The organism is Neptunicella marina (assembly GCF_014270035.1).
GTDB classification, from domain to species: Bacteria; Pseudomonadota; Gammaproteobacteria; order Enterobacterales; family Alteromonadaceae; genus Neptunicella; species Neptunicella marina.
On the sequence record NZ_JACNEP010000004.1, the window covers coordinates 209,727 to 236,432 of the forward strand.

Consider the following 26,706-nt stretch of genomic DNA (forward strand, 5'->3'; position numbering starts at 1 on the left):
AATCAATTAAGACTATGCCGTACTCAACTGATGCTAAGTCGCTGCAAAAAAACAATAAAACAACAAGAGAAGGGGAAGCACTGTGTCCGATTTCAAACAAAAAGCCTGGCTGATTGCCATGTTGTCTGCCATGTCAGCAGCCACTATTCCACTTACTGCATTTGCTCAGGATGCGGATCAGGAAACCACTGCTGATCAGGATTTGGAAAAAATTACTGTTACATCTTCGCGTCGTGTGCAGACCATTCAGGATGTGCCCGCATCGGTTACAGCAGTGCAACCTGGAGAGTTTTTGGAAAGCGGGATTAATTCAGTCGCGGATATTATCGACTATACAGCTGGTTTTAATATTAGCCGGGATGGTGGTCAGCGTGGGCGTGGTGCTATCACTGCGCGAGGGGTAAGTCAGCAGGGCTCTACTGCCGTGACAGCCATTTATGTTGATGATGTACCTATGACCAGTAACAGCGGTTTTGCTGATGGTGGGGCGCTGTTTTTTGATGGATTGTTAGGTGATGTTGAGCGTATTGAATTGATCAAGGGGCCACAAGGCACTCTGTTTGGTGCCACTGCGATTAGTGGTGCCGTGCGTTATATCAGTAAAGAGCCTGCACTGTATGAAACACGTGGCAGTGTAACGGCGGATTTCTCAAGTATAAAGGACGGTGGTGTTTCCAAACAATATCGCGGTTTTGTTAGTTTGCCATTAATTGAAGACAGCCTTGGTCTGACGATTTCGGGGTTTAAAGCCGATGATGCCGGCTATGTTGATCAGGTAGATCCTGTGACCGGTGAAGTGGTTATGGAAGATGCTAATGAAGGTGAAAATTATGGTTATTCTGCCGACTTGTTATACGAAGCAACTGCCAATTTAAGTTTTCGTATTAAAGGTCTGAAGCAGAAAACCTCTTTCGGTCTTGATGCCAGAGTTGCGCTGGCGAACATGGAAAAAGAACCCATGTTCGACAAACTGACCACCACCACCAGTTTTGGTAGCGATGAGTTAGAAACCGAACTGTTTTCCGCCAGCATGACCTATGAAATGGATTTTGCCACGCTTGATGCCACCACCAGTAAAGTAAAATACAACAATGTGTCGAGCATTGATTACACCAGTGTGTATGCAGCCTTTTTGGATATGATCAGTGGTAATCCCATTGGCAGTACCACCAGTGCGCCTGTTACCTATGATATCTGGTCGGACAAAAATGTCTCTGAGATGCGTTTAACCTCTAAAAATAATGATAAATATGAGTGGATCGTTGGTTTATATCGTGCGGAGGAATCCACTAATAACCAGCAGTCTTTGATTGGTCAGCCACTGAATATTATTGGTTTAATCGCATCATTCCCCAGTGAATATGATGAAACCGCTGCTTTTGGTAATTTCACTTATTATCTGACCGATGATTTTGATGTGACTGCAGGTATGCGCTATGCCGAAACTGAGCTGGCGTTGCGTTTTATACAAGATGGATTGCTGGTAGGAGGGGTCCCCTCTGATCAGCAGCTGGAAACGGCACATGGCAATATCAAAACCTACCTGCTGACCGCCCGTTATCGCCCCAATAAAGATATGTCACTTTATGCCAGAGTCGCCAGTGGCTATCGTCCAGCCAGTTCTAACTTAACTGTTGTTGACCCTAATACCGGCGTGCAACTGTCGCAACCTGTGGTTGAACAGGATGATTTGTGGAGTTACGAAGTGGGTGCAAAAGGTGAGCTTGCAGGGGGGCTGTTTAGCTATGACACCAGCTTGTGGTACATCGACTGGGAGAACTTCCAGACCGCGGTTTATTTCTATGGTCAGGGGACCGATGGTAATGCCAAAGACGGTATCAGTGCTTACGGTGCCGAAGGGAGTTTGCTATTTAATCCTGGCAATGGTTTTACCCTGAATACGTCACTTGCCTTTAGCCGCAGTACATTAAACGAAGATGAGCCTGAATTATTTGGCGTAAAAGGTGCCACCATTCCTGGCGTGCCTAAATGGCGTGCATCAGCGATTGGGCGTTACGAATTTGAACTGAGTAATAACACTGAAGGCTGGGTCAGTGCCGGGCTTCGTTTTACCGACAGTACTGTAGGAGCGCTGGTAAATGGTGATCCCACTAATCCGTTATTTGATGTGCGGACCGATGCATTTGCGGTTGCTGATATTAGTGCCGGTATTATGTGGGAGAAAGTGCGTCTGACCGCTTATGTTAACAACCTGTTTAATAAAGAAGCATACAGCAACGTCCGGGCGATTTCGGTCGATGGTGTTAACGTTGATGTAAGTGGTGTACCACTACAGCCAACCACTGTCGGGCTGAGCCTAACCTATGAATTTTGATTCACAAAAACAGCAGTGGGCGGCCAACTAGCGCCCACTTAATAATCCGTTTTTAACCGTCATTTTAGGCTGTTGAGGCCTCGCAGAGAATGTGGATATGAATCAAATAACAACAATAAAGCTTAATGCGCCTTACCTGATTTTTTTGGGGGAAGTAACTGACGCAATGAGTGCGAAAACCGGCGCCGGACTGGTGCAATGGTGTCCGGAAAAAGTCGCGGGACAATTGCGCACCCATGCAGACAGCGTTGATCTGGGGGTGCCGGATATGACCGTTGAGCAAGCGGTGGCGGCGGGGGCTAAAAGTCTGGTGATCGGTGTCGCCCTTGTGGGTGGTGAGATTAATCGCCAGTGGGCTGAAATTATCAATCAGGCGGCGGCCAGTGGTCTGGATATTGTCAGTGGTTTACATACCCCACTGGGAGATGTTCCTGGTTTGGTGGAAACGGCGGCCAATAGTGGTATCCGATTAATCAATGTTCGTCGTGCGCCGGAAAACCTGCCTGTTGGTAATGGCAAAAAACGCAGTGGTAAACGGGTGCTAATGGTCGGTACCGATTGCGCTGTGGGCAAAAAATACACCGCACTGGCATTAACAAAAGCGCTGAATGAGGCTGGAGTTCAGGCTACATTCCGTGCTACCGGTCAGACCGGTATGATGATTGCTGGCGAAGGTATCCCAATAGATTCGGTTAAATCAGATTTTATCAGTGGTGCCGCTGAGTTGATTTCTCCCGGGAATGACACCGCGCACTGGGATGTGATTGAAGGGCAGGGCTCTTTGTTTAATCCATCCTATGCCGGTGTCAGCCTTGGTTTACTGCATGGTTCGCAACCTGATGCGATTGTGTTGTGTCATGACGCATCGCGACAAATAGTCAGCTCTTGTGCGGATTATGTCTTACCCGCTATTGATGAGTGTATCGATTTGCACTTGCGCTGTGCCAGATTAACCAACCCTGCAGTGATTTGTATTGGTGTCAGTGTTAATACGTCGGGTTTACCCGCTGACCAGCGTGACACTTATTTACATGAGCTCAGCCTCAAAATTGGATTACCTTGTGTTGATCCTCTGGTTGAAGAGTGTGAATTACTGGTACAGCAACTTAATCAGTTAAATAGCGTGTAATTGTGCTGCCATTTCAGCGGTAGGGAGTTTGTATGCGTAAAATTGATATTTCAATTCAGCACTGGCCGTTTAAACAGCCGGTGGTTACCGGGAATCGAACCTTATTTGGTGTGGATGTACTGAATGTTGCCATTACCGAAAACGAACTTACCGGTTTTGGCGAAGCCACTGGCGTATATTATCTCGGAGAAACCGCTGAAAGCATGCTGGCGCATGCCCGGGCCATTAAACTGATTCTGGAAAATGATGTGTGCACCGACCGCGCGCACCTTCAACAATTGTTGCCTGCTGGTGGTACCCGTAACGCGATTGATTGTGCGTTATGGGATCTGGAATCACAGCGTGCGGGTATGTCATTGTGGCAATACAGTGGTATACCTCTGGGACGGTTGCCGACGCTGGCTCACTTATCACTTGATCACTCGCCGCAAAAAATCTGTTCGCATACCACACGTATTCGATTAACGTTGCGTAATGATGATAATCCTTTGCCCTGGCTTACACGTTTTCATCAGCTAAATCCACAAGTGAGTATCATAGTTGACGCCAATCAGAATTGGCAGATGGCACAACTTAAATACTATGCGCCCATGATGAAAGAGCTGGGGGTAGAAGTTATCGAGCAACCCTTAGCGCGTGACAGTGATTTTGCCCTGCAGGATTATGCATGCCCAGTTGTTTTATGTGCGGATGAGTCTTGTCAGGATCGAAATGATTTATCGTTAGTGGCTAAACGCTATCAGATGATTAATATCAAACTGGATAAAACCGGAGGGTTAACCGAAGCTTTGGCGCTGGCTGATGCTGCGCACAATGTGGGGCTAAAGATCATGGTCGGTAATATGATGGGCTCCAGTTTGGCCATGAAGCCTGCTTCTGTGGTCGCCCAGTTAGCCGATATCGTCGATCTGGATGCACCCAATTTAATTCAAACACAAAAAAAAACTCCAATCGCTTGTTTTGATTATGAAATTTGCCACACCGCGGAACGAATGTGGGGGTAATATATCTGACTTAACAGCCACTTAAAAAAATATACAGCCAAGATCAACACGCTCTGATAAAGGTTGAGTAAGGATAGTTATTTATGTTGAAAGTCAATGCAGGTAGCGATACCCGCTTTGCTGCCGTTTCACGCATTTTACTGCCGGGGCTGGTATTCCAGTCTGTTATTGTTGGCGGTGGTTATGGTACAGGACGTGAAATTGCCGAATTTTTCCTGGGTCATGGACCTGTGGGTGGTTTGCTGGGCATGCTGGTGGCGTGTTTGGTGTGGGGACTGGTCCTGAGTGTGGCTTTCGAATTTGCCCGAATCACAAAAAGCTACAATTACCGTGATTTTTTCCAGCAACTTCTTGGCCGTTTCTGGTCACTGTTTGAAGTCATTTATCTCTTAATAGCTCTGTTAGTACTGGCCGTTTTAGGTGCTGGTGCCGGTGAAATGGCCAGCAGTGCGCTGGGCGTCTCCAATGATGTTGGTGCGTTGACACTTATGTTAGCCGTCAGCGCATTGGTTTATTTTGGCAGTAAAGCTATTGAGCGGGTGCTGGCAATGTGGTCGGTATTGCTTTACCTCGTTTATGCATTTTTTCTGATTTGGATAGTATCTGCGTTTGGACAGGATATTGGCCATCAATTAGGCGCTGGTGAAGTAACCGGTAACTGGACTTTAGATGGTGTGCGTTATGCCGCTTATAACCTCAATGCACTGGCAGCCGTATTGTTTGTACTACCCGCATTAAAAACACGTAAGCAAGCCATTGGTAGCGGTTTCCTGGCCGGTGTGATTGGCATCGTACCTGGCATCTTTGTGTTTATTGCGATGTTGGCGCAATATCCGCAAATTACACAGATGCCCGTGCCGGTAACTTCTTTGTTACAGAGCCTGAATGCGTTGTGGTTTATGCTGATTTTTCAAATCGTTTTATTTGGGACCTTTATTGAAACCGGCACTGGCATCATTCACTCGATTAACGAACGTATCGCCAGTGTGCTGGCTGAAAAGCAGCAAGCTTTTAATCCCAATAGACGCTTGTTATTAGCTGTGTGTATTTTATTGGTGGCAGTGTTTTTGGCGGGCAAAGTCGGCATTATTAATTTAATTGCCAGCGGTTACGGTTTATTGTCCTACGGATTTATCGTGGTGGTATTGTTACCACTGCTGACTTATGGCGTGTGGCGCATTATTCGTTATAGGGGTGATGAAGCAGAATAATATTGTGCCTCTGTTAAAATTTAAAAACAGAGGCACATTGTGCCCAATCACCAGGAGGCATTGTGATGAGTTTAAACGACTAAGTCCTGAGTATAGAACTGCTCGTGAGAAAATATCGCGTTTAGAATCCGCTCTTCTGTTTGTATTATCATGTCCTGAATCACTGCATGGATCTTCTTTGGCTCATCACTTTTGATTACATCCAGAATCAGACTTTGTTGTTTGCTGGAATAGGGAAACGATTTTTTGGTTTTGATGTATAACCAATAGATGCGCATCGCTGTGTCTTCCAGCTGGCGTGCCCAGTCATCCACTAACGGGTATCCCGCCGGTGTGCACAAGGCCAGATTTAACTGTTTGTTTATTTTCAGTAGTTCCAGTGCAGCATTGTCATCATCAAATGGCAGCGTATCCTGAATTTGTTCATTGAGTTTATCTATTTGTTCAAAATCTACTTTGGCACCGGAAAGTGAAATAATTTCCGGTAACAACACTTTACGCAACGTGAAATTTTGTTTGATTTCCAGTAGCGTCAGCGGGGCAACCTGAGTCACTCGCGGTGACAGCGATACTAAAAATTGCTGGGCAAGTAAACGTTCGATTAAGTTGCGCGATATGGTGCGACTAATACCAAACATATCGCTGAGAATGTTTTCTGACACTTTCTGACTGGGGCGTAACTTTTGGGTAACGATGGCGTCCATAACGATGTCATAGGCATCACCCACATCATTGGTTTTAATTACTGGCTTAACCATTTGTTGTCCTGATTGTTTTATTTCTGTTCCTAAGCATGTTTTAACCCACGGCTGAACAACATACAAGCATTCAATTCACCATTAATTTAAATTTAATACAGCCTTAAATAACAAAAAGGCTGTACAAAGTTTATTTAATGTGATTAAAGTATAACCACTTAAACAAAATAACAGCGATGTACTGTTATTAACGAGCGTGGAAAGTGTGACGTGAAAATGCATTATCAAGCCCTGATCGCATCAGTAATTAGCTGCTGTATATCTTTAACCTGTTTTGCACAGCAGGCCGATGTGGTGATTGAAGGTGGGCGAGTGATCGATCCCGAAACGCAATTAGATGCGATTCGCAATGTGGTGATCGCTAACGGCAAAATTGTTGCAGTTACTGAGCAAAACGTGCCGGCCAAACAGGTTATTGATGCGTCCGGTTTGGTGGTGAGCCCAGGTTTTATTGATATGCATGCCCATGGCCAGTCATTATTATCGGGTCGTATAAAAGCCTTAGACGGTATTACCACTGCACTGGAACTGGAATCCGGCGCTTTGCCTGTTTCGGCTTTTTATGACAAAGCGTTAGTGACTGGACGTGCGATAAATTACGGTGCATCGGTTAACTGGGCTAACGCGCGTATTTCTGCGTTTGTGAAAGATTTACCACAAGACAGTGACGAGTGGTTTGAAGCCAGTATGAATAAAATTAACTGGCAAAGCCTGCCTGCTGATAAAGACCAGCTGACAAAAATATTAGCTGATGTACAACAAGGCCTGGATGAAGGTGGGCTGGGCATTGGTTTTCTGCTGGGGTATGCCCCCGGAACCGGTTATAAAGAATATTATCAGGTGTCCAAACTAGCTGCTGATGCCGGTGTACCGACTTACACCCATGCGCGCTATTTATCCATGATGGAACCAAACAGCTCTTTTGAGGCCATGGCTGAGATTGTTGGAGTGGCCGCTTCCACTGGTGTGCATGCGCATATAGTGCATCTTAATTCGATCAGTTTGCGCGACATTTCATTAATTGGCCCGATGATTAAAAAGGCGCAACAAAGCGGCATTGATATCAGCACCGAAGCTTACCCCTATGGCGCAGGCTCAACCAGTGTTGGCTCTGCATTATTTCGCGGACGTCACTGGCGTGAAAAAGTGGGGGGCATATCCGCACATAATTTTGAGCTAAACGGCAAACGTTTAAGTGAAGAGCAATTAAGTCAATTACAGAAAGATTCGCCTGGCACAGAAGTGGTGATCCATTTGCTTGATACCAGCAATCCAACAGACCAGCAATATCTGGATGATGCGGTGTTATTTGAAAACGGTGTGATTGCCTCTGATGGCATGCCGTGGATGCGTGATGGTAAACGTGTTGATCCGACTGTGTGGCCACTGCCAAAAGATGCGTTTAGCCATCCTCGTAGTGCAGGATCCTTTGCACGATTTTTGCGTGTTTATGTGCGTGAACGTCACAAGGTTAGTCTTGCTGAGGCTATCGCCAAATTAAGTTACGGCCCGGCTCATATTCTGGAAAAGAGCATTCCGCAAATGCGCCACAAGGGGCGCATTCAGGTAGGAGCCGACGCCGATATCATAGTGTTCAACCCAGACACTGTAACAGATAAAGCTACTTTTTCTCACCCGGCACAAACTTCGGTAGGGTTTGAGTTTGTGCTGGTAAATGGTGTGGTGCTCGTAAAAAGCGGCGAGCTCGACACAAATGTAAAACCGGGTCAGCCAATTCGTAACCCGATTAAACATCCTTCTCAACAATAAGCCGGTATGACTTTGTTTTGGTTTGTCAGCCCGCAGCAGCAACATAATAATAAAGGAGTCACTCAATGAAGCGCTTTTTAACTTTTCGACATGTTACACACACGCTGTGTGCCCTGATAGGACTGGTTTCAGTTTCTGTTAGTGCACAGCAGCAATCCGCTGAGTCAGAGCCGTTACCCGGACTTGAGTCCTTTATGGATGGTCTGATGAATGCGCAGCTTAAAAGCAGCCATATTGCAGGTGGCACCGTATCAATTGTTAAAGACGGAAAAGTGTTATTGGCCAAAGGTTACGGTTTAGCGGACGTTGAAAAACGTAAACCCGTAAGCGGTGAACATACCTTATTTCGTCCGGGCTCAACCTCTAAATTATTTACCTATACTGCGGTCATGCAATTGGTAGAACAGGGTAAAATCAATTTAGACGATGATGCGAATAAGTATCTGACCCAATTTCAGATCCCGGCCACCTATGAAAAACCGGTGACTGTGCGCGATTTACTTACCCATACGGCTGGCTTTGAAGAAAGATTCATCAATATGATTGTGTTTGATAAAAAAGAGTTAGAGCCTATGGCTGACTTTTTGAAACACAGTTTGCCAGACCGCGTGCGTCCTGCCGGTAAAAATTCCTCTTACTCAAATCATGCGGTTGCGATTGCGGGTTTAATTGTGGCTAATGTGAGCGGGGAATCTTTCTATGACTATGTTGAAAATCATATCTTTAAACCACTGGGTATGAATAGCTCAAGTTTCCGTGAACCGCTACCGGCTAATTTAATTGACGATATGTCAGTGGGTTATGCCTGGGACGAAGCATCGCAGTCTTATATCGGACAGAAATTTGAAATGGTAAGTAAGTTAGCGCCAGCGGGTTCATCATCATCTACTGCGGCTGACATGGCCAAATTTATGCTCGCGCATTTAAATGACGGCAGTTACAACGGCGCGCAAATTTTATCGCCAGACACCACCAATTTAATGCACAGCAAGCTTTATTCAAAAGGTTATGGTGGCAATGCAATGGCCTATGGTTTTTATGAAACCAGCTACAAGGGCTTACGCATGGTGGGTCATGGTGGTGATTTAATTTACTTCCATTCGGATATGTATTTGTTGCCGGAAAAAGGTTTTGGCATTTTCATGTCGTTTAATACCGCTGATACTGGTGACACCCGCAACATTGTGATCACATCTGTTTTGGATGAGTACTTTACCGATAAAAATGTTGTGCCACCTGTTTCACCAGAAAGTTTTAAACAGGACGTAGCGAACTATGTCGGTGAATATCAATTTATGCGCCACTCTTCCAGCGATGTTACTAAGGTTGCGGGTATTCTGGGAGGCACCCTGAAAGTGACGGCAGGAGATAACAACACGTTATTGATTAGTCCTCTGGGTGGTAAGTTTGCTCAGGTAAATGACAATTTGTTTGAGACCGTTGATTTTGCATCGCCGGATTTCAGTAAAGTCACTTTTCAGCTGGATGAAAATGGTGTGGCGGATGAAATCTACCTGCTGCCCTTTATGCATGCTAAAAAACTGGGCTTTTTGGAAAGTTCATCTACCCATCAGTTGCTGCTTGCTCTGCTGCTGATTGGTTACATTAGCCTGTTTGTCAGCGTTTATCGCCAACGTAAACAGCACGCAGGATTGCCCTCACAGCAGCGACTGTTGCCTCGTATGTTGCTAGTCGTCGGTGTGATTAATACCTTGTTTATTATTCTGTTTGCACTGGCATTTGCGTTAAATTATCCCACGTTATTTGCCAAATCTGCCGGCGCCTTTATGTTGATACCGTTGTCACTGACGCTAATGTTAGTGGGACTGGTTGCAACGGTGTCTCTGGTTTATTCAACCTATCTTGCATGGGCAAATGGTTTCTGGAGCGTTAAACGACGGGTAAGTTATAGCTTACTTACTGTTTTGACTCTGTTATTTATTCTTCTGGCTTATTACTACAACCTGATTGGTTATCACTACTAAGCTCAATTCTTGTTTATTAAAAGCCGGATAATTATCCGGCTTTTTTGTGCCTGCAGGCCATATTATCCGGTTTATTAGTATTTTTTACTGTTATTTATTTTCTTTATTCTGCTAAATAATTAAATTAACGCAGCCTTAAATAAATAAAAAGCTGTACAAGGCTGTTTTAATGTGGTTAAAGTATAACCAGATTAAGATGTTTAACTGGCTCTGCTGAATGCGGAGTAACAAAAGGTGAAGGATGACAATAAAACATAAATACAATCCTCAGCGCCGACACTGGCTTAAACAAGGATTAGCGGCGGCTATAACTGCGCCTATGTTAAGTCTGGGCAGTTTTAAGGTGTTTGCCGATAGTGAAACCCGTTATTCCAATCGCGTAATCGAACTGGTCAACAGCACTCAGGTTATCGATATGTTGTCTCTGGTTAATCCTATTGGTCAGATGATGGCTGCCGCCAGTGACAAACATCCCAAACAACAGGATGCGTTTCGCATCAGTCCCGATTATCTGCAAAGCTTATTAAACAGTGGTGTTGATGTCTTCCACCCTGCAATGGGTTTAAGTGCCGAAGACTCATTGTCATTTGTGGCCGGTTTAAACTCACTGGTCGCCCAGTATGCACAGCATATTATTCGCATCGACAGCATGGCCGATTTTGAGCGCCTGCAAAAAGGCAAACGTCTAGGACTGATTATTGGTATTCAGAATGCGGATCATTTTCGCTCACCTGATGATGTGGATATGTTCTATCACCTTGGGCAACGTGTCAGCCAACTTACCTATAACAGTCAAAACCTGATTGGCAGCGGTTCTACCGATCGTGTGGATGGTGGTTTAAGTGATTTTGGCTGCCAGATTGTGGAACGCATGAATCAGTTAGGCATGGTGGTTGATGTTTCCCATTGTGGCGACAAAACCACACTGGATGCGTTTGATATTTCTAAAAAGCCGGTGGTGATCACACATTCTAATGTGCGAGCGCTGGCCGGTGGTCATGTACGTTGTAAATCTGATGATGCTATTCGTGCGGTAGGTAAAGCTAATAGCGTGATGGGCATTACTGGCGTGCGTCAGTTTGTGTCAGATAAAGAACCCACCAATATCAAAAGCCTGATAGAGCACATTAATTACGTAAGCAAGATGATAGGGGTTGAACACGTAGGCATTGGATCTGATATGGATCTCGATGGGTACGATGATATTCCTCAGCCTTACTACGATGCCTTAAAAGCTAACTATAAAGCCAGTTACGCCTTCCGTGGAAAAATCGATACCGATGGTTTCGACCATCCTAAAAAAGTATTTGATTTAACTGCGGGTCTGGTCGGGGCCGGTTATTCCGATGACGATATTCGCCTGATTCTGGGCGGCAATTTTAAACGAGTGCTGGCCGATATCTGGGCCGGATAACAATAATAACAAGTGGAATTTCAGCATGAAAATATCTTCTGTCTTTAGTCGTTTCAGCCAGTGGCATCGCCATTTCCTATGGCTGTTGTTTGCGTTTTGTGGCCTGACCCGCGCCGAATTTGTTCCTGATATCAACAACCCGCAGGTGGTTGAAGCCTTTGTTGATGGGGTGGTGATCCCCAGCATGAAAGAACATCACAGCCCGTCTGGCGTGGTAATGATCATGAAAGATAACCAGATCATCTTTGCCAAAGGTTATGGTTTTATTGATGTGCAAAAACGCATCGCGGTTGATCCTTACACCAGTTTGTTCCGACCCGGTTCGATTTCCAAGTTGTTTACCTGGGTATCAGTGATGCAGCAAGTGGAGCAAGGCAAACTGGATTTGGATACCGATGTAAACCAGTATCTGACGCAGTTTAAAGTGAAAGACAGCTGGCCAGGACAACCTGTCACCCTGCGCCATATTATGACGCATACCGCGGGTTTTGAAGACGGTGGTCTGGGTTATCTGATTACCGACGACCCCGCGCGTATTATGCCACTGGCGGAGTCGCTGGAAAAATATCAACCAGCCAGAGTTAATCCGCCGGGTGAGCATATTGCTTATTCAAACTGGGCGACAGCGCTGGCCGGTTTAATGGTGCAAAATGTATCGGGCGTACCTTTTAATCAATATGTTCAGCAACATATTTTTGATGTGCTGGGTATGCAAAGCTCTACCTTTGATGAGCCGTTACCTGCCGATTTAGATAAGAATATGGCTAAGGTGTATCGCTACGAGGCGGACAGCTATGTGCCAATGAAGTATGAAATTGTGTCTAACTTTGGACCCGCTGGCGCTTTGGCAACAACCGCGTCTGATATGTCGTTGTTTGCGCGTGCGATTCTAAACGGTGGAGCCTGGCAGGGGCAGCGAATTTTGCAGGCAGCAACCTTAGATAAAATGTTGAATGAAGGTTTCAGCCATGATCCACGTGCTCGTGCCATGGGCCTGGGCTTTTTATTACGTCGTTTTGGTCCGGACGGCTTTGATAATTTCGGACACGATGGTGGCACCAGCGCCTTTGCATCGCACTTTGGTATGTCAAAAAAAGAAAACCTGATGCTGTTTACCTCTTTTAGCGGCATCCCCGGTTATCACGGGCCGCATTATGAATTTGTGCGAGCCTTTTATGATGAGTTTTTCCCACACCCGGTTAAACCTATTACCCCGCCTGCTGATTTTGCTGAACGCGGTCAAAAATATGCGGGTACCTACCACACCTGGCGCAATAATTTTACTCAGCTGGAAGCGCTACTGGGTATGTTCGCCGGCAGTAAAGTTGCTGTTATGCCGGATAATACACTGATGATTGGTGACAGCCGTTACGTGGAAGAAGCGCCTAATTTATTCCGCAAAGTGGATGATTACGACCGTATTGCCTTTCAACAGGATAAAGATGGCAATATCACGGGCTACATGATTGATGGCCTGGGTGTGATGCAATTCTATAAAGCACCTTTTTATGAAACGCTGGGATTTAATGCGCCGTTATTGGCCCTGTGTTTATTGGCATTCTTGTTAGTGGTGGTGCGTTTTATTTATCAGTTCAGCAGCTATCGCGCTTGTACGGGGGCTGAGAAAAATGCCTGGCGTGCCTCGCTGGCGGTCGCCGTGAGCAACTTTTTGTTTTTAATCACCTTCCTGCTGGGAGCCAGTGTGGGTATGACGCAACTGTTATACGGCATTCCTGCCTTGCTTAAATTCTCACTGATATTCCCTATTTTAGCCGTGTTTGCCAGCTTGTGGATGTTGTACGCCTGTTCAAATGTATGGCGCCTTAAGTTACTTAAAAGTAGTTGGGCCCGTGTTCGTTACAGTCTGGTGTGTGCACTGGCGCTGTATCTGGTGTGGTTCTACAGCTACTGGAATGTATTGGGCTTTCAGTACTTCAGTTAAAACGAATTGTGCGGGTACCAGTTAACAATGAAGCGGCTCTTCTTCGGAACTGGTACTCCGCGCTCTTAACAATTTGATGACTGATGGCTTTCGGTCAAATTGAGAGATAAAAATGAAAATTACTCAGGTAGAAATTAGTCACTTAAATGTGTCTCTGGCACATGCGACCCGTACACCGATTGGTGTTATCGATGCAGCACGTAATGTGGTTATTAAAATAGTGACCGATAGCGGTTTAGTGGGTTGGGGGGAATCCAGCCCATTTGGCCCTATTACCACCGATAGTCAGGATAGCAACTATATCGTGGCGCAAAAAATGGCGGCCATGTTGCTGCAAACCAACCCACTGGAAATTGATACACGCATGGCGGAACTAAACCGCATCACGCTGGGTGAACCTTCGGTAAAGTCAGCCTTTGATATGGCTTTGCACGACATCGCAGCCAAAGCCGCCGGTGTGCCTCTATATCAATATTTAGGTGGCGCTAAACGTGTATTACGTACCGATTTAACCATAGGTATGCAACAAGAGGTTGAGCAGACCCTTGCGCAGGCACAACAGATTCTGGATGCCGGTTTTGATGCAATTAAAATGAAGGTTGGCCGACAGGGGCTGGAAGATGTTGAACATGTTGCCGCGGTGCGCATGTTAGCTGGCCCCGATATTGCGATTAAAATCGATTCTAATCAGGGCTGGGATTACCCAACTGCGGTTGCCAATTTACAGGCGATGAAAAACCTTAATCTGGAGTATTCTGAGCAGCCATTAGCGGCGTGGGATTATGAAGGGCTGGCGCGTTTACGCGACAAAGTCAGCATGCCGGTTTGCGCCGATGAAAGTGTGTTTAATCACCATGATGCACTTAAGCTGGTTAAGCTGGATGCGGTTGATTACCTGAATATCAAACTGGGTAAAGCGGGCGGGATTAATGTCGGCCTTAAAATTAATGCTATCGCCGAGTCGGCCAAAATCAAATGCATGATTGGCTGTTTTGGTGAAAGCCGACTGGGGTTATCTGCTGCGGCGCATTTAGCCATGGCACGACCCAATATCCATTTTATTGATTTGGATTCTGCTTATCATTTTACCGCTGATCCCGTGATTGGTGGTGTCACTTACGATAAACAAATAGGTGGTTTGTTGCATTTGCCGGACGTACCGGGTTTAGGTGCTGAATTAGATGCCGCAGTCCTTGAAAATACTATTGTTGTCAGTGCTTAAGAGAACAGAGCCGGAGAATTTTTATGTCGTTAATTCAGGCTGACAACAGCATGCTGCTACTCGGTGTGGTGTTGGTGGTGGTGGCGTTTGGTTATTGGTGTGAACAATTTAGCTGGGGCAAAAAAGTCTCATCACCGCTGATTATTTTAATGCTTGGTCTGGTGCTGGGAAATATCAATGTGATCCCGCAAACAGCGCTTTTGTACGATGTGATCCAATCATTACTGGTGCCGATTGCGATCCCATTGTTGCTGTTAAGAGCGGATTTAATCAAGGTCTGGCAGGAAAGTGGCAGCATGCTGATTGCATTTGGGTTAGCGACTTTATTTACCGTATGTGGCGCGTTTTTAGGCGCTTATCTGGTGGATATGGGCGAGCTGGAAGCGCAAATTGTCGGCGTATTAACCTCCAGTTACATCGGTGGAAGCTCCAACTTTGTCGCAACTGCAGAAGCCGTCGATCTTGCTGATTCAAGTATCTATTTATCGACTCTTGCTGCCGATGCCATGGGCGCGACGGTATTTTTAATTTTATTAATGTCATTACCTGCCGTGGCCTTTATTCGTAAAAAAGTGCCTTCAGCTTATATTGGCAAACAACACACCATTTCTAATGCTGAGCTGCAAACCATGTCGCAGCAAACTGCGTCGATGCCGGGCGTGGTCAACGGGCTGGCATTAAGTGTGATTATTTGTGTTTTGGGTAGCGCGATTGCTTCGGTGATTCCGCTATCCGGCAGTTTTATTGTCTGTATAACGTTGCTTTCCCTGTTAGTAGCGAATTTTGCAAAAAAACTGTTAGACAAAGTGCAATTTGACTTTGAGCTAGGCACAATTTTTATGTACTGCTTTTTCGCTACGATTGGCGCTGGAGCAAATGTTAGCAATTTAATCGGTCCGGCAATGCTGATTGTATTGTTTTTGATCGTACTGGTGCTGGTGCATCTGGTATTACTGGTACTATTTGGTGCGCTGTTTAAGCTTGATTTAGCCGAACTGATGATTGCATCCAGTGCCTGTATTTTAGGCCCCGCTGCCGCTGCTGCCCTTGCGGCAGGACAAGGCTGGCGTAATTTAATTACCCCCGGCATGTTAGTGGGGGTTTTGGGGTACGCTATTGCTACATTAATTGGCATAAGTATTACGCAAGTTTTATCTTAGGTAGTTACATATGCTGCGTTTTCCCATAATATCTGCGTATTGCACACACAACTTTTATCCGGCGGAAAATGCCCGCCAACATACACTTTTTAGGAGTCAATTAGATGTCTATCGAGATAAAGCCGCTTGATGTTGCCAAACGGGGGGCCTGTCCTGCCGAATTTAGTTTTGGCGCAACATTTTCTGATCATATGTTTACTCAGGAATATCAGGTGGGCAAAGGCTGGCATCAGGCAGAAATTACTCCTTATCATGCATTAAGTCTGGATCCTTCTGCTGCTGTATTACATTACAGTCAGGAAATTTTTGAAGGTCTGAAGGCTTATCGTAATCCTAACGGCAATATTAATTTATTCCGTCCATTGCAAAACTGCCGTCGTTTTAATCGCAGTGCTGAGCGTATGGTCATGCCGCAGGTTGATGAAAATTTCCATCTTGAAGCATTGAAAGAGTTAATTAAACTGGACCATGCGTTTGTACCTGATAAACCCGGTGCGTCACTTTATATTCGCCCAACAATGATTGCGACCAGCCCTAAACTGGGTTTGGGTGCCAGTAGCAGTTATATGCATTTTATTATCACGGGTCCTGCGGGTGCGTATTTCCAGGGCGGCTTTAACCCTATCTCGGTATTTATCGCCGATAAATATCGCCGCGCAGTAGTTGGCGGTGTGGGTGAAGCGAAAACCGGCGGTAACTACGCAGCCAGTTTATATGCTTCTGAAGAAGTTGCGAAAAAAGGCTACTCACAGGTGCTGTGGCTGGATGCAATAGAAGGTCGTTATATTGAAGAAGTAGGCGCGATGAACATTTGTTTTGTTTATGAAGGCAAAACCATCGTTACCCCATCTTTAAGCGGCAGTATTTTACCTGGTATCACCCGGGACTCGATCCTGAAACTGGCTCCGACCTTAGGTTATGAAGTGAGTGAACAGCGTCTGGACGTGAATCAGATTGTGGCTGATATCAAAAGCGGTAAAATCACTGAGTGTTTTGGTTGTGGTACCGCTGCAGTTATTTCGCCTGTTGGCTCTTTATGTTTTATGGGTGAAGATTTTGTGGTTAACAATAACCAAACCGGCCCTGTCTCCAAACATTTATACGATCAGTTAACCGGTATTCAATACGGCACTGTTGCTGATCCGTTTGACTGGATCATTGAAGTGCCGGTTAAATAAACCGTCCCTGAGTAAAAAAGCCACCCGTTGGGTGGCTTTTTTATATATTGCTTAAAACCAGTTATAACTCAGTAATAACGCAACACTGCGGGATTTGTTGTCATCCACTAATGGACTGTTTTCAATACTGTCATCCAGTGATTCCAGCTTGGCCATCGCAATCAGATTTAATTGCTTGCTCACCGGATAGATAAAGCGCGCCGCCAAATAAGGGTTAGTTGCTGAGCCTGCTGAGTATTCATTGCGACCATATTGCGCAGCAATATTATCGCCATGGATACCGTACAGGTAATCTGTGTAGTTGCTGTTTTGCCATTTTATTCCAGCGCCAATGGCAAACTGTGCACCTTTATCACCGCGATATAATACTGGCATGTAGCTGGCATCCAGTGTCAGACCTCCGGAATGGTCAGAAATATCTTGTTCTGCGGTAAATGAAAAATGGTTCCAGCCAAGGGTAATGTTGGCGACCACATCACCCTCACCGTCTTCATAACCGGTAAACACTGCGGCATCGGACAAATCGGTCTGATAGATTTCATCGCTATCATAAGTTTCATCGCGGTAACCTATGCCTACTGATAGATCAAAAGGCATTTGATTGAAATTGTAAGAAACAACACCATTACCTGCACCAAAATTCCAGTTACCGTATTGTGCTGAAAAATAAGGAACAAATGAGGTGATATCATCCATTTGAGTATAGGGACGTGTGGCATTTAAAACACCACCGCCAACCTGCATATGCCATTCTTCGGCAACGGATAACTGACTGCAAAATAAACAGGCTAACGAGAGAATAAGTTTTGGTTTACTGATAAACATAAGGCTTCCTTGTGAGTAGTTGGGAACAATTTTATGGGGCTAGTCTAGAGCTCACATGTGCCAAAAGTCATAACAAGATGTACAGAAGTGGCTGCATTTTGTTACAAAGTCTGAGCTCAGACAGGAAGGACGCTGGTAGTTTCCGAAATTTGGCTAAAATTCAGGTGGTTACTACACTCAATGAATGATAATCAAATGAAGTGAGTATTCAGATGCGCCTGCAGTCTATTCGTTTAAAAATGATCCTGCCCATTGCTCTTTTAGCTCTTGTTCTTTTGGCTTTACTCATTTTTATGCTGGTTATTACCAAGGTTCAGGACGATGCGATGGAGCGTCAATCTGAAACCTATTTTGAAGCGGTAGCAGTGGTGTTAAATGCAGACAGAGATATCTATCAGGCCCGCATTGCTTTGGAAAATATAATTGCCGGGAATGGAGATAAAGAAAAATACCGGCAGGATTTTTACGATAATGCCAAACAGGTTGATCAACGATTTAAACAATATCTCGCATATTTGGCTGATGAACCTGAGTTGCTGCAAAAACACGATAACTTCTCTTCTTTTGAGCCTTTGTATAAGGCATGGTTTGATGCCAGTGAAAAATTACTGCAGGCAGACAATATTGGACAGAATCTGCTACGTGATTTTAACGAGGTTGAGCCACAGTTTTTGAAGATCCGGGAAATGATGGATCAGGCCGGTGAACAATTAAGGGAACATTCACGTAATAAAAAAAATGCGTCCACCCGGGCTGCAGATCTGGAGAAATATGTTGAAGGTATTGCTGAGATATTGAATGCTGACCGTGATATATATCAGGCTCGTTTAGCAAAACAAAAAATTGCCAACGGTACAGGCAATCTGGAGGAAAACCGTCGCTATTTCGAGGAAAATGCCGCCCAGGTATTACAACGTTTTCATAATTATCGTAGTTATTTAATTTCAGAACCTGCATTGACCGAGCCTTATACAGATTTTGATCTAATGCACAGCGAGTGGTATGAACGCAGTAAACAACTGGTGTATTCAAACGGGGCTAAAACGCTGTCAGACATTCCCTCGGAACTGGCAATTGCAGAGAAAAAATTTGAAGCGATTCGTAATGTACTGGATGTGGCTGGTGAGGCTGCCCGCACGCAGGCAAGAAGCATCAAAGAGGATCTTCTTAATGAAGTTGACCGCTATGAAAATATCGCAGTGGTTGTGATTGTTATTGCATTTGCTCTGGCATTATTTACCGGTTATTACGTGCCGTTAAAAATCACTCACGATGTCGAAAATATCACTGCGCGCATAAAAGAAATTGCAGCCGGTGATGGCGATTTAACTCAACGTATTAATGCGGTATCCAAAGATGAGCTTGGGGATTTGGCCAGTGAATTTAATGATTTTCTTGACCACCTTCGCACTATCATCACCAATATTCAGAAGCAGTCTGCTTTACTGGGTGGCGTAACGGATGGATTAAATCAGGTGGCTCAGCAAGCGGGACAAATTACCAATAAACTGGCAATGGCCTCTAATTCGATTGTCAGTTCAGGCAGCGAAATGGATGTGTCTAATCAGCAAATGGCATCATTGGCGCAGGACACTGCGCAGGATGCGGAGAGCTCAACCGCACTGGCACAAAAAGGTGTAGCGGCGGTGGATTCATCCAATCTGGCAATAAAAAATCTGGCATCCGATATAGGGTCAGCACTGCAACATGCGATAGAGCTGGAGAGCAGTTCCTCTGATATTACTTCGGTATTGGAGGTTATTCGTAATATTGCTGATCAGACTAATCTACTGGCACTTAATGCAGCAATAGAAGCAGCCAGAGCTGGTGAACAGGGGCGTGGTTTTGCCGTGGTAGCCGATGAAGTGCGAACGCTTGCAACCCGCACTCAGGATAGTACTAATGAAATTGAAGCCATGATCCAGCGCTTAAATGACAATGTAAAAGCATCTTCGACGGTGATCAAAAACAGTCAGAGTAACGCCGATAATACCCTGAATGATTTTGATGAAGTCATTAACATTTTTCATCAATTGAGCGACTCTTTCCGTAAAGTTCGGGAAATGTCCGCACAAACTGCGCAGGCGACTAATGAGCAATCCGGGGTTGCACAGGAAATTAATCGTAATTTGGTTTCACTTAAAGAACAGTCTGACAATATGCAACAAATGTCGGCGCAGGTGACAGAGCAGGCTAACAGAATAGCTTCTTTGTATTTATCGATGAAACAGCAGGTTGATAGCTTTAAGGTTTAACTGAGGTGTATGCGTTATTTAGCTGTTAATTTATCGGTGAGTCTGACTGACTATCGGCATACATACAGCTTGCAATGTTTATTTGATAACAGGCAGCTGACAACGCAAGTTTGAGTTCGGTTTTATTGTCTATGACTCGTTTAGCGAGTTGTGTTGCCTGTGAAATATCTGCTGCCCATAAATAAACTTGCCCGGAATCATCGTACAACGTTGCTTCGTAGCCTGTACCTTCATTTCTAAGTGAGATAGTTACATTTTTATATTGCAGGATATCGGTCATGCTTTATTTGTATTTGCTGGTTATAAGGTCTTACACATAAAAAGACTATAAGGATCTGGCTTGTAATCTGCAAATGGTTCACAGTCAGTAAAACCGTATTTCTTGTATAACTTTATTGCCGGGATAAATGCCTCGTGGCTACCGGTTTCCAGATATAAACTGCAATAATCACGACGTTGTGCCTCTTCTATTATTTTTATTAATATTTTTTCTGCTATTCCTTGCCGCAGATAGTCCGGGTGGGTTTTCATCGACTTAATTTCAGCAGCTGTTGATGATAGCTGTTTGATTGCACCACATGCTGCCAGTTGGTTATTTATACGTGCAGCCCAGAAGGTAATTGCAGGATCCCGTAAACTCTGATGACCCAGCGCATGTACACTCTCCGCAGGCGAGTATTTATGCATCTCGCGTAAATGTGCGTTTAATAGTGATATTATCTGACCGTCCTGCAGATTATCTTCAGAGAGGCTTAACACAATGCATTCTCATATACTGATTATGTTGTCTGATGATGCGCTGCCACTATATGCGACAGCGTTGATATTAGAAAAGCACTGTACAGTGTTTGTGTCAGTCATTTCAATTTAAAGTTACTAACTGCATGAGTACATTAGCAATTTTTTTTAAAATTCGCATCTGAACAAACCTTTAATAGTCTCTCTAATCAGAACTTTTACTGAATTAGAAAAACATAAAAAAGCTTATAATTACTCGAATGTTAAACTGACGGAGATCGGGAAATGGTCAGAAATATAAACGCCATCCGCGTGGATTTTATGAGTTTGATAATGGTGACCTGACAAACCACCACTTATTAAGATGTAATCTATACGGTTCGAATCATAATGGCCAAATCCATTGAAAGTGGATAATGCAGTGGCATTTGGTGCTTTAGCGACATCGGTAAAAGTTATTTCAGCGGGAGTCAATAATGTTTTGTACGCGGGTTCGCTATCCAGCGTATTAAAATCACCGAGTAAAACCACAGGTTTATCTTTACTAATTGTTGGTATATAACGCATTAAAAATTCAGCACTCTTTTTACGTGCCAAATCGCTAACGTGGCTAAAATGGGCGTCAAAGACAAAAAACTCTTTATCCGCTTTTTTAAAGTGTCCCCAACTTACAACCCTGGGTAAGTGTGCCAGCCAACCTATAGAGCCAGCTTTATTTGGGGTTTCCGATAACCAAAAATTTCCACCATCGAGTTGTTGCACTTTAGTGTGATTATATAGCAGTGGTACAAATTCACCTGCGCGTTTCCCGTCGTCACGACCTACACCAAAATAACTGTAATCCTGCAGGTTTTTATCCAGCCAGTCGAGCTGATGAGCCAGTACCTCCTGCATGCCTACGACATCAGGTTGTAGTGTTTTTAGGTGGGTCAATACCATCAACTTACGGTGTGGCCATGCGTTGATTCCGTCATCCGGATTGTCATAACGCAAATTAAAACTTTCCGCGATAAAACTGACTGGTGTTGTTGCAAACGCACTGGGAAGCAGCAGGCCAGAAAGTAATAAGCCAGACAATAAGAAGAAAGTGTGACGCTGAATGCGTTTTAATTTTAGTGCAGATAATAATTTCACTGTGATTTCCTTATGGGGATCTGACCTGCCTTGTGAATACCATCAAACCTTGTTATCACAAAAATTGCAACTCAAAGCAGCAAAGATCAACAGACCCTTAAGTTAATCGCATATAAATCATAACGTTACTTAAATACGTGATAATTTTCTATCCGGGTAAATATCTGTATGATGCTTGTTTTACATACAATTATCTCAAGCGGATCAATCTCTTCTATTTTGCGTTTAAATTGTACGCCTTGAGTAAGTCACAACCATGACAATAAGGTCAGTAATCAATGGTGATTGAAGTAGCTGGGACAGGTTTATCCGGTGAGCCAACCCCTTTGTATTTTGTTGGAATCGATGGGGGAGCCACCCATTGCCGGGCACAGCTTTTTGACAAAAATCATAAGTTGCTGGGAATGGGCAAGGCGGGACCAGCCAACCCGGTAAACGGTTTAAAACAAACTTGTGAGTCAATCGTAACCGCAACGCAGCAGGCGCTGTCTGATGCAGGAATAAACAATATTACACTGGCTCAACTGTCTGTTGGTGCAGGTCTGGCCGGTTTGCATTTGCCTGCGATGCAACAGGCAATGGCAAAGTGGCAGCATCCTTTTGCAGATTTATTTTTAACAACCGATTTGCATGCTGCGGTATTAGGTGCACATGATGGTAATGACGGTGCCGTGATTATTCTTGGTACTGGTTTTAGTGCTTTAGGTGTTGTGGCACAGCAGCAGTTTCCTATTGGTGGATATGGTTTTCCGATTTATGCCACATGCAGTGGTTCATGGTTTGGTCTGGAACTGATTAAAGCAATCTTGCTCGATGCAGACGGGGTTGGCGTTAAAACCTCTCTGACAAAAGCAATATTAAGCCAGACCGACATCCTGACATTGGCAGAAAAAATGAATAACGCACCGGCACAGGAGTTTGCCCGTCTTGCACCTTTTGTATTTGAACATGCAGCAAAGGGAGATGCCCTGAGTTTATCTTTGTTGCAACAAGGGGCTGATTTTATTAATCGTGTGATGCAGCGTTTAATCGATAATGGCGTTAAGAGAATTACTTTTGTGGGAGGTGTGGCACCACATATTCAGCACTATCTGTCACCAGCATTACGACACTATGTGGTTGAAGCCAAAGCCAGTCCTGAATTTGGTGCCATGTTGCTGGCCAATCGTACTAACAACTAAAACAATGACAAATATTTAACCGGGAATTCCTTATGAAAACCAACAGACGTGACTTTCTTAAACTTTCCGCCGCTGCTGGTGCAGTGGGTCTGGCATCGGGAGTTAAGGCCAGTACCAATAATAAACCCATTGTGGTGTCGACCTGGGAGCATGGTATTCCTGCCAATGAAGCGGCATGGAAAATCCTGCATCAAGGTGGAAAAGCACTGGATGCGGTTGAGGCGGGTGTAAGAGTGCCTGAAGGGGATCCCGCAATCCGCACGGTAGGTTATGGTGGCTATCCTGACGCAAACGGTGTTGTTACGCTGGACGCCTGCATTATGGATGAGAACATGAACTGTGGTTCGGTGGCGTTTTTGCAAAACATCAAACATCCGGTTTCCGTTGCGCGCAAAGTTATGGAAGATACACCACACGTGATGCTGGTGGGTGAGGGAGCTCTGGAGTTCGCTAAGTCTAAAGGATTTAAAGAAGAAAATTTGCTTACACCTGAAGCAAAAGCAGACTGGCAACGTTGGCTGAAAGAACGTGAAGTACAAATGATTAATATCGAAAATCACGACACTATTGGCATGCTGGCGCTGGATGCTAATGGTGACTTATCCGGTGCCTGCACCACTAGTGGTGCAGCTTACAAAATGCACGGCAGGGTAGGCGATTCACCGTTAATTGGTGCCGGTTTATATGTTGATAACGAAATCGGGGCCGCCACCGCAACCGGCATGGGCGAGTTAATGATTAAGACGGTGGGGTGCCATCTGGTGGTGGAATTTATGCGCCAGGGGGCGACACCTCAGCAAGCCTGTCAACAAGCGGTAGAACGTATTGCGACTAAATTAGGTGATTACAAAGCGTTTCAGGTGGGCTTTTTAGCTTTAAATAAGCAGGGACAATATGGCGCCTACTGTATTCAGCCTGGTTTTAACTATGCAGTACAGGATAACTCAGGTAGTCAGCTGATTGATGCTAACAATTTACTCAAAGGCTGATTTTTGTCAGAGCGTGTTGATTGGAAAATATGGTTGATTTAGAAATATGTCTGGCATCAGATGGGAGTGGTGATTTAGCTGCTCAGGCGATCAATATTGCAAAGGGCGGTGCCAGACGTATCGAACTTTGTTCAAATATGGAGAATGATGGGCTTACACCATCACTCAATGCCATTCAGTGTGTCAGGGAAGCAACTGCCGGCACCGTCGAGTTATTAGTAATGTTGCGCCCGGTTTCAGGTGATTTTAGTTATACAGAAAAACAAGTAAATGAAATGCTTGAAATGATTCCGGCTTTGGCGCAGGCGGGTGCCGATGGCATAGTCACAGGGGGGTTAACCTCTGAAAATGCAATTAATGTTGATGCAATGAAGCAACTTGCACAACAAACACAATCACATAACTTAGCTATGACCTTTCATCGTGCATTTGATGCTATTTCAGACCATCAGGCTGCGCTACGAAGCATATCTGAACTCAGCATAAGCCGGGTTTTAAGTGCTGGTACATCCTGGTTATCAGGTTTGGGCGCTGAGCAAGGCATTGAAAAACTCGAAAAGTTTTTGCAGTACTCACAAGGACAAATTGAACTGGTGGTGGGCGGTGGTGTTAAGCACAGTAATATTCAGTGGCTTAAACATAAGTTGCACCGGGACAACCGGCGCCTTTCATTCCATACTCATTCAGCGGTACTAACTGATGGCCTGGTAGACGTGGAAAAAGTTACAAGTCTGGTGGCATTGCTTGCAGACTAAAAAGGACAGTAATAGCTGTCCTTTTTAAAGCCTGAACCCGCTGATCAGGCTTGTTTGGCCCAGCGTTGTTTTTCCTGTGCCGGTGGAACATCAAACAGGCGCCGGTATTCTCGACTGAATTGTGACGGGCTTTCATAACCCACTTCGCGGGCAATCGCGGCAACCCCCTGATCGGTGCTTAAAATTAAACGTCTTGCTTCCTGCAGTCGCAGATTTTTGTGGTATTGCAACGGACTGATTGCCGTAAAAGATTTAAAGTGATGATGTAATGCAGACACACTCATATGTGCAGATTTGGCCAAATCATCGACTTTAAGCGGTTGGCGATAATTTTCGTGCATGATATTTAACACACGGGCAATGCGGCTGACATGCCCATCCTGCATTACCACTTGCTGTAAATGTTTGCCCAATCCGGCTCGGATGAGCCTGTAATATATTTCCCGTTTGATCAGTGGCGCAAGAATCGGGATGTCTTCCGGTGTTTCCAGTAATTTAATTAATCGGATAAGAGGATCGAGCAAATCCTGTTTTAACGGGTGAATTTGAATCCCTTTGATATCCTGCTGTTTATCAACGGTTGGCAGATTTTCGTCTGCCAGCAACAGACTGATTTCTTTAGAATCAAGTAGCAGTTTAATGCCTAACGATGCTTCGGTTTCACTGGCCAGTGTTACCCGGGCGGTAACCGGCAAATCGGCGGTCGACAGCATATAGTGAAAGGGGTCATAACTATAACTTTCATTGCCAATACAAACTTGTTTGGAACCCTGAATAATCACAGATAAAGCTGGTTGCTGAATCGCCGCAATAGGCCCGGTTGAACAACAAACCCGCGCCAGAAACAGACCCTCTACCGCAGATGCAATTGCCCCTTCCTTACCTTGCATTAGCCGGTTCCATATTGGCTCCTCAAATATTGTAGAAATAGGCATGAAAGTTGGACAAATAGACAACTTTATTAAATTACCTTAATAAAAACAGGTGCTTTAAACCCTTTTTATTATGAGGTGTTTTATATTGCTTGCTGTAAATTAATACAGTAATTGTCAAAAAGAAAGGGATTAATACAAATAGGCATTAACTGTGCAGAAATAGGCACGTTGTTATAGCGTATTTGATCCTATAGTTATATCGCTGCCGAAACATCTGCCCTGATTGTCGTGAATAATTTTTCTGTGTATTCCGGTCAGGCATAGGCAGCGTTAATCAATTCTTAACGCGAAGGAATAGCCAGCATGTCCATTATAAATAAGTACGAACAGAATAAATCTGTAGTTGAACAATGGTTCCGTGGTTTTTGGGGAAATCAGGCGCAGCTGGATGTGGTCGAACAGTTTCTGGCTGTTGATGCAAAACTCGTCTATCCCGGGCGCGATATTATTTGTGGTCGTGAGGGAATTCGTGAGTTTATGCAAGGATTCAGGCGGGCTTACCCTAATCTGGCGTTTTGGCAGGTTGGGGAGTTGATTGCCGAAGGTGATTATGTTGTAGGACGTTTTGACGGTATGGGGACACACACAGGTTGTCGCTTCAATGATCCTATTGTTGGCGTACCGGATGAAAATAGTGGGTTATCGATACGATTAACCGGTGGGTCGATCCGTTTTCATCTTATAGATGGCCTGATTGTGGAAGAAAAGGCACAAGGTCAGGCACTGACAGCGTTGCCCTCGGCCGGTAATAGCTGGTTTGAGCAGTTGGTTTCTGCATACTAAATT

22 protein-coding genes are annotated in these 26,706 nt (G+C 44.8%); 16 read left to right on the forward strand and 6 right to left on the reverse strand.

What is annotated here, in order from left to right:
- Positions 1-82: 82 nt before the first annotated feature.
- From H8B19_RS06975 to H8B19_RS06990, 4 genes are all read left to right on the forward strand, one after another.
- Positions 83-2,335 (forward strand): TonB-dependent receptor domain-containing protein, encoded by a 2,253-nt coding sequence (locus tag H8B19_RS06975; protein WP_186506081.1) that lies wholly within the window; start codon positions 83-85, stop codon positions 2,333-2,335.
- A gap of 97 nt (positions 2,336-2,432) precedes the next feature.
- A complete protein-coding gene (locus H8B19_RS06980) occupies positions 2,433-3,464 on the forward strand; it encodes an N-acetyltransferase DgcN family protein (RefSeq protein WP_186506082.1) in 1,032 nt (343 codons plus the stop codon).
- A gap of 32 nt (positions 3,465-3,496) precedes the next feature.
- Positions 3,497-4,468: a dipeptide epimerase gene (locus tag H8B19_RS06985; RefSeq protein ID WP_186506083.1), complete on the forward strand. Its 972-nt coding sequence runs from the start codon at positions 3,497-3,499 to the stop codon at positions 4,466-4,468.
- Positions 4,469-4,551: 83 nt separating this feature from the next.
- The gene (locus H8B19_RS06990; protein ID WP_186506084.1) at positions 4,552-5,679 is read left to right on the forward strand and encodes a YkvI family membrane protein; all 1,128 of its coding nucleotides are present in this window, start codon (positions 4,552-4,554) and stop codon (positions 5,677-5,679) included.
- A gap of 71 nt (positions 5,680-5,750) precedes the next feature.
- Here H8B19_RS06990 and H8B19_RS06995 read toward each other — a convergent pair whose 3' ends face one another.
- The gene (locus H8B19_RS06995) at positions 5,751-6,437 is read right to left on the reverse strand and encodes a GntR family transcriptional regulator (RefSeq protein ID WP_186506085.1); all 687 of its coding nucleotides are present in this window, start codon (positions 6,435-6,437) and stop codon (positions 5,751-5,753) included.
- 216 nt (positions 6,438-6,653) lie between these two features.
- Here H8B19_RS06995 and H8B19_RS07000 point away from each other — a divergent pair, with 216 nt between their 5' ends.
- From H8B19_RS07000 to H8B19_RS07030, 7 genes are all read left to right on the forward strand, one after another.
- The gene (locus H8B19_RS07000) at positions 6,654-8,207 is read left to right on the forward strand and encodes an amidohydrolase family protein (RefSeq protein WP_186506162.1); all 1,554 of its coding nucleotides are present in this window, start codon (positions 6,654-6,656) and stop codon (positions 8,205-8,207) included.
- Positions 8,208-8,272: 65 nt separating this feature from the next.
- A complete protein-coding gene (locus H8B19_RS07005) occupies positions 8,273-10,192 on the forward strand; it encodes a serine hydrolase (RefSeq protein ID WP_186506086.1) in 1,920 nt (639 codons plus the stop codon).
- A 241-nt stretch (positions 10,193-10,433) separates the two neighbouring features.
- Positions 10,434-11,606: a dipeptidase gene (locus H8B19_RS07010; RefSeq protein ID WP_186506087.1), complete on the forward strand. Its 1,173-nt coding sequence runs from the start codon at positions 10,434-10,436 to the stop codon at positions 11,604-11,606.
- Between the two features lie 25 nt (positions 11,607-11,631).
- Positions 11,632-13,548: a serine hydrolase domain-containing protein gene (locus tag H8B19_RS07015; RefSeq protein ID WP_186506088.1), complete on the forward strand. Its 1,917-nt coding sequence runs from the start codon at positions 11,632-11,634 to the stop codon at positions 13,546-13,548.
- 112 nt (positions 13,549-13,660) lie between these two features.
- Entirely contained in the window at positions 13,661-14,770 is a 1,110-nt protein-coding gene (locus H8B19_RS07020) for a mandelate racemase/muconate lactonizing enzyme family protein (protein ID WP_186506089.1), read from the forward strand.
- A 23-nt stretch (positions 14,771-14,793) separates the two neighbouring features.
- A complete protein-coding gene (locus tag H8B19_RS07025; protein ID WP_186506090.1) occupies positions 14,794-15,930 on the forward strand; it encodes a DUF819 family protein in 1,137 nt (378 codons plus the stop codon).
- Positions 15,931-16,034: 104 nt separating this feature from the next.
- On the forward strand, positions 16,035-17,108 hold the full coding sequence (locus tag H8B19_RS07030) for a branched-chain amino acid aminotransferase (protein ID WP_186506091.1): 1,074 nt from the start codon (positions 16,035-16,037) through the stop codon (positions 17,106-17,108).
- Positions 17,109-17,159: 51 nt separating this feature from the next.
- On the opposite strand, the gene H8B19_RS07035 is transcribed toward H8B19_RS07030, so the two are convergent.
- The gene (locus H8B19_RS07035; protein ID WP_186506092.1) at positions 17,160-17,933 is read right to left on the reverse strand and encodes a MipA/OmpV family protein; all 774 of its coding nucleotides are present in this window, start codon (positions 17,931-17,933) and stop codon (positions 17,160-17,162) included.
- Between the two features lie 212 nt (positions 17,934-18,145).
- Between H8B19_RS07035 and H8B19_RS07040 the strand changes: the two genes are divergently transcribed.
- On the forward strand, positions 18,146-20,188 hold the full coding sequence (locus H8B19_RS07040; RefSeq protein ID WP_186506093.1) for a methyl-accepting chemotaxis protein: 2,043 nt from the start codon (positions 18,146-18,148) through the stop codon (positions 20,186-20,188).
- Between the two features lie 25 nt (positions 20,189-20,213).
- On the opposite strand, the gene H8B19_RS07045 is transcribed toward H8B19_RS07040, so the two are convergent.
- From H8B19_RS07045 to H8B19_RS07055, 3 genes are all read right to left on the reverse strand, one after another.
- Entirely contained in the window at positions 20,214-20,468 is a 255-nt protein-coding gene (locus H8B19_RS07045) for a hypothetical protein (protein ID WP_186506094.1), read from the reverse strand.
- A 20-nt stretch (positions 20,469-20,488) separates the two neighbouring features.
- Complete coding sequence (locus tag H8B19_RS07050; RefSeq protein WP_338401507.1) at positions 20,489-20,947, reverse strand: GNAT family N-acetyltransferase; 459 nt, start codon at positions 20,945-20,947, stop codon at positions 20,489-20,491.
- Between the two features lie 231 nt (positions 20,948-21,178).
- Entirely contained in the window at positions 21,179-22,060 is an 882-nt protein-coding gene (locus tag H8B19_RS07055; RefSeq protein ID WP_186506095.1) for an endonuclease/exonuclease/phosphatase family protein, read from the reverse strand.
- 278 nt (positions 22,061-22,338) lie between these two features.
- On the opposite strand from H8B19_RS07055, the gene H8B19_RS07060 reads away from it, so the two are divergent.
- Genes H8B19_RS07060 through H8B19_RS07070 form a run of 3 tightly spaced genes read left to right on the forward strand, consistent with a single transcriptional unit; the run spans position 22,339 to position 24,985 of the window.
- Entirely contained in the window at positions 22,339-23,241 is a 903-nt protein-coding gene (locus H8B19_RS07060) for a glucosamine kinase nucleotide-binding domain-containing protein (protein ID WP_186506096.1), read from the forward strand.
- A 32-nt stretch (positions 23,242-23,273) separates the two neighbouring features.
- A complete protein-coding gene (locus tag H8B19_RS07065) occupies positions 23,274-24,230 on the forward strand; it encodes an isoaspartyl peptidase/L-asparaginase family protein (RefSeq protein ID WP_186506097.1) in 957 nt (318 codons plus the stop codon).
- Positions 24,231-24,259: 29 nt separating this feature from the next.
- Entirely contained in the window at positions 24,260-24,985 is a 726-nt protein-coding gene (locus H8B19_RS07070) for a copper homeostasis protein CutC (RefSeq protein WP_186506098.1), read from the forward strand.
- A 44-nt stretch (positions 24,986-25,029) separates the two neighbouring features.
- Here H8B19_RS07070 and H8B19_RS07075 read toward each other — a convergent pair whose 3' ends face one another.
- A complete protein-coding gene (locus tag H8B19_RS07075; protein WP_186506099.1) occupies positions 25,030-25,875 on the reverse strand; it encodes an AraC family transcriptional regulator in 846 nt (281 codons plus the stop codon).
- A 348-nt stretch (positions 25,876-26,223) separates the two neighbouring features.
- Between H8B19_RS07075 and H8B19_RS07080 the strand changes: the two genes are divergently transcribed.
- Positions 26,224-26,703, forward strand: a complete 480-nt coding sequence (locus tag H8B19_RS07080) for an ester cyclase (RefSeq protein ID WP_186506100.1) — start codon at positions 26,224-26,226, stop codon at positions 26,701-26,703.
- The last annotated feature ends 3 nt before the right edge of the window (positions 26,704-26,706 follow it).